The 8,914-nt window shown below is 68.7% G+C and carries 8 protein-coding genes; 2 read left to right on the top strand and 6 right to left on the bottom strand.

The features are described from left to right. Positions 1–177: 177 nt before the first annotated feature. Complete coding sequence (locus GRF61_RS22185) at positions 178–1,257, bottom strand: FAD-dependent oxidoreductase (protein WP_169152799.1); 1,080 nt, start codon at positions 1,255–1,257, stop codon at positions 178–180. A 241-nt stretch (positions 1,258–1,498) separates the two neighbouring features. Further along, entirely contained in the window at positions 1,499–2,098 is a 600-nt protein-coding gene (locus GRF61_RS22180) for an alpha-ketoglutarate-dependent dioxygenase AlkB (RefSeq protein ID WP_169152798.1), read from the bottom strand. Between the two features lie 73 nt (positions 2,099–2,171). On the opposite strand from GRF61_RS22180, the gene GRF61_RS22175 reads away from it, so the two are divergent. Continuing rightward, positions 2,172–2,525, top strand: coding sequence for a NifB/NifX family molybdenum-iron cluster-binding protein (locus GRF61_RS22175; protein WP_169152797.1), 354 nt, complete (start codon positions 2,172–2,174; stop codon positions 2,523–2,525). A gap of 183 nt (positions 2,526–2,708) precedes the next feature. On the opposite strand, the gene GRF61_RS22170 is transcribed toward GRF61_RS22175, so the two are convergent. Together GRF61_RS22170 and GRF61_RS22165 are read right to left on the bottom strand one after the other, a co-directional pair. Then, positions 2,709–2,915 (bottom strand): hypothetical protein, encoded by a 207-nt coding sequence (locus GRF61_RS22170; RefSeq protein ID WP_169152796.1) that lies wholly within the window; start codon positions 2,913–2,915, stop codon positions 2,709–2,711. 106 nt (positions 2,916–3,021) lie between these two features. Continuing rightward, the gene (locus tag GRF61_RS22165; RefSeq protein WP_169152795.1) at positions 3,022–3,573 is read right to left on the bottom strand and encodes a cob(I)yrinic acid a,c-diamide adenosyltransferase; all 552 of its coding nucleotides are present in this window, start codon (positions 3,571–3,573) and stop codon (positions 3,022–3,024) included. A gap of 144 nt (positions 3,574–3,717) precedes the next feature. On the opposite strand from GRF61_RS22165, the gene alaS reads away from it, so the two are divergent. Further along, a complete protein-coding gene (gene alaS / locus GRF61_RS22160) occupies positions 3,718–6,339 on the top strand; it encodes an alanine--tRNA ligase (RefSeq protein WP_169152794.1) in 2,622 nt (873 codons plus the stop codon). A gap of 112 nt (positions 6,340–6,451) precedes the next feature. On the opposite strand, the gene GRF61_RS22155 is transcribed toward alaS, so the two are convergent. Beyond that, positions 6,452–7,309, bottom strand: a complete 858-nt coding sequence (locus GRF61_RS22155) for an HDOD domain-containing protein (protein WP_169152793.1) — start codon at positions 7,307–7,309, stop codon at positions 6,452–6,454. A 181-nt stretch (positions 7,310–7,490) separates the two neighbouring features. Continuing rightward, positions 7,491–8,882, bottom strand: coding sequence for a phosphomannomutase/phosphoglucomutase (locus GRF61_RS22150; protein ID WP_169152792.1), 1,392 nt, complete (start codon positions 8,880–8,882; stop codon positions 7,491–7,493). Positions 8,883–8,914: the final 32 nt, after the last annotated feature.

Raw genomic sequence — 8,914 nt, 5'->3', positions numbered from 1 at the left:
CCCGTGCAGTGGGCGCTGCCGCCAACCCTCCCCCCTTGCGGGGGAGGGTTGGGGAGAGGGGCGCCCCGCAGGGGCGGCTACGTTCTGGGCCCGTGGGGCTGCCCCCTCTCCCCCGGCCCCTCTCCCGCGAGGGGAGAGGGGAGAAAACAGGCCTCGCCTGTCAGCGCTGCCTTGCGCTCAGGCCGCTGCCGCCCATCCCAGCATCAATTCCCGCCGGATGCGGCCCGCTGCCTCCAGCGCTCCTTCCATGTAGCCACCGCCATAAACCGCCGTCTCGGTGCCGCCGAAGTGCAGCTTGCCCTGCCACACCGGCAGCTGCAGCTCGCGCTCGCCGTAGGCCGGGTGGGCGATGGGCGGCTGGAGGTCGAGCTGGGAGCAGGTGTGCGGCTCGTCCGCCCAGTCGTGGTAGCGGCGTTCGCCGTCTTGTGCTTCCAGGCCGAACAGCTGCTGCAGCTGGCTGGCGGCCAGCATGTCCAGGCCGCTGCGGAAGGCGGCGCGCTGGCTGGGGCTGAGGGCGATGAAGGCGCCGAGGGCGGCCTGGCCGCTGCCATTGCCGGCGTCCCAGGTTTCCGCCAGCGCGCTCTGCGAGTGGCGCAGCGTGGCGGTGCCGGACAAGCCCTGGTCGCGCCAGAAGCTATGCGCATGCAGGCTGAGCAGCTTGGCCTGGCCGGCCATCCAGGTCGGCGCATTGCGCAGCGCCTGCGCCAGCCGTGGCGGCAGCGGCGGTTGGAAGGCGAGGCGTTCTTCCACTAGCCGCGGCGGCAGGGCGAGGATCACATGGCGGGCGGAGATGAAGCGTTCGCCCTGCGGTTCGCTTAGGTGCAGCTCGATGTGGCTGCCGCGGTCGCGCAGGCCGCCGAGGGCATGCTCCAGGTGCAGGCGCGGCGCCGGCAGGCGGGCGGCCAGCGCCTGCACCAGGGTATCCAGCCCGCCGACCAGGCAGCGCGCGCCGCCGTGGACGTCGGCCTGCTCGAAGGATTCCGGCCGGCCGCCAGCTTCCTTCTGCAGCAGATGGCGGCCGTGTTCCCACTGCGGCAGGCTTTCCAGGCCGAGGTCGGAGATCAGGCGGGTGATGCGCGGCTGGTGGTCCGGCCAATACCAGCTGGGGCCGAGGTCCAGGCCCTCGTCGGTACAGAGGATGCGGCCGCCGAGCCGGTCGCGGGCCTCGAAGAGGGCGAAGTCGCGGCGCGCGCCGTGCAGCAGGTTGGCCAGGGCCAGCCCGCACAGGCCGCCACCGATGATTGCGGTTTCCAGCATGGAAGCACCTCGTATCCCGTTCTCCGGCCGTGCCGGCGTGGCCAGGCAGACGCAAGCTTCATTCCAAAGGCGGGTTTCGCCGGATGAGCAGGGTTTCCGTTGCACGTCGAGGCGATAGACGCGGGGGTTGCGCGTTGGATGTGCCACCAAGCGGGTGGTGATGTGCGATGTGTTGCAGGGGAAGGGGCCCGGCTCCCTATCTTGTTTGTCCCGCGTGGCAGGCGCTGCCGGCCAGCGGCGCTCAACGCCCCGGGAACACCTGCCGGAAGGTGAGATTGAGCCGCGCCGCGGCCACATGCGGTTCCGCCGGTACCGCATGTTCCCACTGCCGCTGAAAGGGGGCGCGCATCAGCAGCAGGGTGCCGGCTTCCAGGGGCAGCGACGCGGCTGTGCCGGCAACGCCGGGCTTGGGCCGCCAGTGGAAGGCGCGGGTGGCGCCCAGGCTGAGGGAGGCGATGACCGGAGCCGGGCCGAGGTCGGCCTCGTCGTCCGCATGCCAGCCGACGTGGTCCTCGCCGTCGCGGTAGAGGTTGGCGAGCACCGCGTTGAAGCGGTGGCCGGTGAGTTGGGCGACCTGTTCCCGCAGCGCCGCCAGCGGCGGTGTCCAGCCGTGGGAGTTGAGCAGGTTCTGGGCGTAGCGGTAGTCGATGCCGGCGTCGGAGAACCAGGCCTGCTGGCGCGGCAGGCGGAAGCGCCGGCCGGCGGCCAGGTAGCTGCCGTCGGTCCATGGGATGTCGGCGCACAGGGCGTGGAATAGCCGCTCGGCGCTGGCGGCATCCAGCAGCCGCCAGCCGCTCAGCAGCGGATGGGGCGCAGGCAGGATCGTGGGGGCGGGCGTCATGGCCGCCAGCATAGCCGCGAAGGGCGCAGCTCTTGCTTGTTTGCGGCATCGAAAGCGAACGACGGATTGCACGATGAGCGAAACGGCAAAGCCGCTGAGGGTGGCGGTGGCGAGCAAGGAGGGCGTGGCGGTGAGCGAGCATTTCGGCCACGCCAAGTCCTTCCGCATCTACGACGTGGAGGCGGGCGGCCACCGGCTGGTGGAGACGCGGGAGGTGGCGCACTACTGCCTGGGCGGCAGCTCCGACCAGGGCGCGCTGGCCGGCATCCTGGAAGCGGTGGCGGACTGCAAGGCGGTGCTGGTGGCCAAGATAGGCGATGGGCCCACCGCCAAGCTGGCGGCGCGCGGGGTGGAGGGCGTGGCCGACTACGCCTGGGAGGAGATAGGCGCGGCGCTGAGCGCCTACGCCGCCTCCCGCAACGCCTGAGGCCAGGCCGCCGCCCTCCAGGCTCCGGCTTCGGATCGCGGGTCTCGGGCTGAACTGCCGGCGCCGGTCTCAGCCCTGGTGCTTTACCGCGCAGCCATAGCGAGTTCGCTGCGCCGGGGTGACAAGCGGCCCTGCTCCTGGCTGTGGTCGCCGGCCAGGATTGCCGGGTAGGCTGGGCATGTTCTATCTGCCCTCGGTTTTCGGCCGCGGCCGCAGTCCGCAGCCGGCGATGGTGGTGACCAGCGCGTCGCCTTCGGCGCGGACTTCGGCGTCCGCATTGCCCAGCGCCTGCGGCGTTTCCACCACAGCCGCGGCCCGGGCGCCGCCGGACATCAGCAGGGCGAGCGGCAGCAGCAGGCAGGCAAGGAGGAAAGCCGGGAGGGGAGGCATGGCGACGGCCGCTTAAGGTTCCGTTAAGCGGCCGCCTGTGGGGGTGGTGGTTCCGGCAGGGACGAGGCCCCTTGTCCGTGTTGCTCGGCCTGCGATCAGTGTGGAATCAGGCGTTCCGGCCCTTCTGCCACAGCACGTCGTCGCGGCCGCCGGCCCGGTTGAGCACGCGGCCGAGGACGAAGAGCAGGTCGGAGAGGCGGTTGAGGTACTGGCGCGGGCCGTCGTTCACCTTCTCTTCCTGCGCCAGCGCCACCAGCGCGCGTTCGGCGCGGCGGCAGACGGTGCGGGCGTGGTGGGCGAGGGCGGCGGCGCGGGTGCCGCCGGGGAGGATGAAGTCCTTCAGCGGCGGCAGCGGTTCGTTGAGGCGGTCCAGCTCGTTCTCCAGGTGTTCCACCTGCCTGTCGCTGATCATGCTCATGCCGGGGATGCAGACCTCGCCGCCGAGGTCGAAGAGGTCGTGCTGAACGTCGGTGAGCAGGGTGCGGACGTCGTCCGGCATGTCCTCGCACAGCAGCACGCCGATGACGGCGTTGGCCTCGTCCACCTCGCCCAGCGCATCGATGCGCAGGCTGTTCTTCGGCACGCGCTGGCCGTCTCCCAGGCCGGTGGTGCCGGCGTCGCCGGTTCGGGTGTAGATCTTGGACAGGCGATGGCCCATGGCGGGATTCCTCCTCTTGGTCTGAGCGCCGGATTATAGGAGCGCAGGCGGGTTTGCCCCGGCAGTGGCGCTGCGGCGTCATGATAAACTGGCCCATTCGCCTGCAGCTGCCGGGCCATAACGTTGAATATGGGTTCGAAATCCATGAAGTCCGCTGAAATCCGCGAGAAATTCCTCAAGTTCTTCGAGTCGAAGGGGCACCAGATCGTCGCCTCGTCGTCGCTGGTGCCGCACGACGATCCGACGCTGCTGTTCACCAACGCCGGCATGAACCAGTTCAAGGACGTCTTCCTCGGCTTCGACAAGCGTCCCTACTCCCGCGCCACCACTTCGCAGAAGTGCGTGCGTGCCGGCGGCAAGCACAACGACCTCGAGAACGTGGGCTACACCGCGCGCCACCACACCTTCTTCGAGATGCTGGGCAACTTCAGCTTCGGCGACTACTTCAAGCGCGACGCCATCACCTACGCCTGGGAACTGCTGACCGAGGTCTTCAAGCTGCCCAAGGACAAGCTGTGGGTGACGGTATATGCGGAGGACGACGAGGCCTACGACATCTGGACCAGGGAAGTGGGCGTGCCGGCCGAGCGGGTGATCCGCATCGGCGACAACAAGGGGGCGCGCTACGCCTCCGACAACTTCTGGATGATGGGCGACACCGGCCCCTGCGGCCCCTGCACCGAGATCTTCTACGACCACGGCGAAGGCATCTGGGGTGGGCCGCCGGGGTCGCCGGAAGAAGACGGCGATCGCTACATCGAGATCTGGAACAACGTGTTCATGCAGTTCAACCGCGACGAGCAGGGCGTGATGCATCCGCTGCCCAAGCCCTCGGTGGACACCGGCATGGGCCTGGAGCGGGTTTCCGCGGTGCTGCAGGGCGTGCATGCCAACTACGAGATCGACCTGTTCCAGAACCTGATCAAGGCGGCGGCGCGCGAGACCTCCGGCGCCGACATGGATTCGCCCTCGCTGAAGGTGCTGGCCGACCACATCCGTGCCTGTTCCTTCCTCATCGCCGATGGCGTGATCCCGGGCAACGAAGGCCGCGGCTACGTGCTTCGCCGCATCATCCGCCGCGCCATTCGCCACGGCTACAAGCTCGGTGCCCGCGCGGCCTTCTTCCACAAGCTGGTGCCGGACCTGGTGGCCGAGATGGGCGACGCCTATCCCGAGCTGAAGGCGGGCGAGAAGCGCGTCACCGACGTGCTGCGCCAGGAAGAGGAGCGCTTCTTCGCCACCATCGAGAACGGCATGGCCATCGTCGAAGCCGAGCTGCAGGCCATGGCCGCCGCCGGCAACACGGTGTTCGATGGCGACACCGCCTTCAAGCTGCACGACACCTACGGCTTCCCGCTGGACCTCACCGCCGACATCTGCCGCGAGCGCGAAGTCACCGTCGATGCCGCCGCCTTCGACGCCGCGATGGCACGCCAGAAGGAGCAGGCGCGCGCCGCCGGCAAGTTCAAGATGGCCGCCAACCTGGAGTACGAGGGCAAGTCCACCGTGTTCCATGGCTACGAGGCGCTGGAAGCCAAGGGCGAAGTGCTGGCGCTGTACAAGGATGGCGCGCCGGTGCAGGAACTGGCCGAAGGCGAGATGGGCGTGGTGGTGCTGGATAACACCCCGTTCTATGCCGAATCCGGCGGCCAGGTCGGCGACCGCGGCGAGCTGCGCGCACCCGGCGGTATCTTCGCCGTCGAGGACACGCTGAAGATCCAGGCAGCGGTGTTTGGCCACCACGGCGTGGTCAAGACCGGCGCGCTGAAGGTTGGCCAGGCCATCACTGCCCGGGTGGATGCCGCCGCCCGTGCCGCCACTGCCCGCAACCACTCGGTCACCCACCTGATGCACAAGGCCCTGCGCGAAGTGTTGGGCGCCCATGTGCAGCAGAAGGGCTCGCAGGTGGATCCGGACAAGACCCGCTTCGACTTCGCCCACGGCGCGCCGCTGTCGGCCGAGGAAATCCGCGAGGTGGAAGAGATCGTGAACCGCGAGATCCTCGCCAACGCCGCCACCGAGGCCGCGGTGATGGCGCTGGAGGACGCGCAGAAATCCGGCGCGATGATGCTGTTCGGCGAGAAGTACGGCGACGAGGTGAGGGTGCTGAGCATTGGCTCCTCCAAGGAGCTGTGCGGCGGCACCCATGTGTCCCGCACCGGCGACATCGGCCTGTTCAAGATCGTCATGGAAGGTGGCGTGGCCGCCGGCATCCGCCGCGTCGAAGCGGTGACCGGCGAGAACGCGCTGCGCTACGCCCAGGAGCAGGAGCGCCGGGTGCATGGCATGTCCGCGCTGCTGAAGGTGCAACCGGACGAAGTGGCCGAGCGCGTTGCCGGCATCCTGGACAATGTGCGTGCGCTGGAGAAGGAGCTGGCGCGGCTGAAGTCCAAGCTGGCCGCCAGCCAGGGTGACGACCTCGCCGGCCAGGCGGCCGACGTCAAGGGCGCCAAGGTGCTGGCCGCCACGCTGGAAGGCGCGGACGTGGCCACGCTGCGCGAGACCATGGACAAGCTGAAGGACAAGCTGAAGTCCGCCGCCATCGTGCTGGCTTCGGTGGCCGATGGCCGGGTGAGCCTGATCGCCGGCGTTACCGCCGATCTCACCGGCAAGGTGAAGGCGGGCGAGCTGGTGAACTTCGTTGCCGCTCAGGTCGGCGGCAAGGGCGGTGGCCGCCCGGACATGGCCCAGGCCGGCGGTACCGAGCCGGACAAGCTGCCGGCGGCGCTGGCCGGGGTGAATGACTGGGTGGCGGCCAAGCTGTAATGCCCTTGATCCGGCGCCGCGGCCTGCCTGGTTGCTAGAGGGCAGGCCGGGTACGAAAAGAACGGGGCGCCGGCAAGGCGCCCCGTTCTTTTTCCGCTCCGGTATCGGGGCTTCAGCGGTTGTTCTTCTGCTTGTCCAGCCGGTACAGCAGATCCTCGGCGATGTCGTCCAGCTCGCTGGCCGAGATGCCGAAATAGGACGACACGCCCGCTGCGGCCTTGCCCCATTCCTGGTCACGGTTGGAACGCAGGTACTGGCCGGCGATGTAGCCCGCCAGCGCGTTGATGGCGATCAGGCTGCGGGATTCGTTTTCCAGGCCCTGGGCGTCGTACAGCACCTCGTAGTCGTGGTGGCACAGGATGGCGTTGGAGACGGTGAGCGGTAGCCCCCAGGAGCGCGCCAGGATGCTGCCGATGGCGGCATGGTTGGTGGATAGGGCCTCGTCCTCGATGTCGGTGAACTTGCGGTCCATCGACTCGTTGGCTGTCTTCAGCACCTGCTTGTAATCCGGGAAGCGCTCCACCAGCATCGGAATGCCGCAGTCGTGAAACAGGCCGAAGGTGTGGGCGGTGTCCCGGCTGACGCCGCCCAGTACGCTCGCCAGTTCGGCGGAGATGGCGGCGGTGTGGGCGGAGCTGTCCCAGAAGCGCTCCAGCGAGGCATCCCTGGAGTGAGTGACGGAGCGCAGCAGCCCCTCGTAGACCAGATTGGTCAGCGCGCTGAAGCCGAGCAGCTTGATCGCGTCGGCAATCGAGCCGATCTGCCGGTTGCTGCCGAACAGCGGGGAGTTGGCCGCCTTGATCACCATGGCGGCGAGGCCGACGTCGCGGCCGATCAGCTGGGCGACAAGCTTGCCGTTGGTTGATGGCTTGCGCAGCTCCGAGATCAGCTCGGTGAGGATGGCAGGGCAGGAAGGAATGGAGACGCCCTTGAGGGCTGTCTCGTAATGCTGTTCGTCTAGCTTTTGCATGTTCGTGTTGCTGGGCGGGGGGCTGGCGGGAGCTCGCAAACCATAGCACGAAGGTGGGCATCTAAGCTGACGGAATGCTCACCGTCGCCCCGGAGACGCGCATGGATAGGCGCTTTGCAAAGGAAAAACGCCGGGCCTGCCTCGCGCTTGGAGACAGGCCCGGCGTTGGGTGTGGCAGCGCTCAGAAGGGCAGTGCGACGCCCGGCCAGACGCCTTCCAGCGCCTTGCGGAATGCGCCCTGGATGCGGGCCAGCGCGCCCTCGTCATCGGCTTCGAAACGCAGCACGACCACCGGCGTGGTGTTGGACGGGCGGGCGAGGCCGAAGCCATCGGCGTACTCCACCCGCACGCCGTCCAGCGTCACCACTTCGGTGGCGCCTTCGAAAGCAGCTTGCTCCCGCAGCCGCTTCACCAGTTCGAAGGGCTCGCCCTCGTTCATCTTGATGTTGAGCTCCGGCGTGCTCACCGCGTCCGGCAGCGCTTTCAGCACGGCGCTGGGGTCGGCGGCGCGGGACAGGATCTCCAGCAGGCGGGCGCCGGCGTAGAGGCCGTCGTCGAAGCCGTACCAGCGCTCCTTGAAGAACACGTGGCCGCTCATCTCGCCGGCCAGCGGGGCGCCGGTTTCCTTCAGCTTGGCCTTCACCAGCGCATGGCCGGTGTTCCACATGGTGGCCTTGCCGCCGCGCTGCTTGATCCAGCCGGCCAGGTTGCGGGTGCATTTGACGTCGTAGATGATCTCGCCGCCGGGCACGCGGGAGAGCACGTCTTCCGCGAACAGCATCAGCTGCCGGTCGGGGTAGATGATCTCGCCATCCTTGGTCACCACGCCCAGGCGGTCGCCGTCGCCGTCGAAGGCGAGGCCGATCTCGGCGTCGGTTTCCTTCAGCGCGCGGATCACGTCCTGCAGGTTCTCCGGCTTGGAGGGGTCGGGGTGGTGGTTGGGGAACTTGCCGTCCACCTCGCAGAAGAGTTCCACCAGTTCGCAGCCCAGGCGCTTGAACAGCGCAGGCGCCACTGCGCCGGCCACGCCGTTGCCGCAGTCGATCACCACCTTCATCGGCCGGGCGAGCTTGACGTCGCCGAGGATGCGGTCGAGGTAGGCATCCACCACCTGTGCCTGGCGCAGCGTGCCGGCGCCGTGGGCGAGATCGCCTTCGGCGATGCGGCGGCGCAGGTCCAGGATCTGCGGGCCGTACAGGGTCTGGCCGCCGAGCACCATCTTGAGGCCGTTGTAGTCCGGCGGGTTGTGGCTGCCGGTGACGGAGACGCAGGAGTGGGTGCCCAGTTCGTAGGCGGCGAAATAGGTGAGCGGGGTGGGGACGCAGCCGATGTCCACCACATCCACGCCGGCGGCGCGGATGCCGTCGGCCAGCGCACCGGCGAGCTCCGGGCCGGAGAGGCGGCCGTCGCGGCCCACCGCGATGGCCTTCTGGCCGCGGGCCACGGCTTCCGAGCCGAGGGCGTGGCCGATGGCGCGCACGGCGTCGGCGGTGAGCGTCTTGTCCACGATGCCGCGGATGTCGTAAGCCTTGAAGATTTCCTGCGCGGGTACCGTGTAAGCGGTTGCATTCATGTCATATGCCTCGCGGGTGGGGTTGGGGGTTC

Source organism: Azoarcus sp. TTM-91, assembly GCF_012911025.1.
Lineage (GTDB): Bacteria > Pseudomonadota > Gammaproteobacteria > Burkholderiales > Rhodocyclaceae > Azoarcus.
Note: the sequence above shows the minus strand (reverse complement) of the source record. Positions and strands in the feature narration are given on the sequence as shown.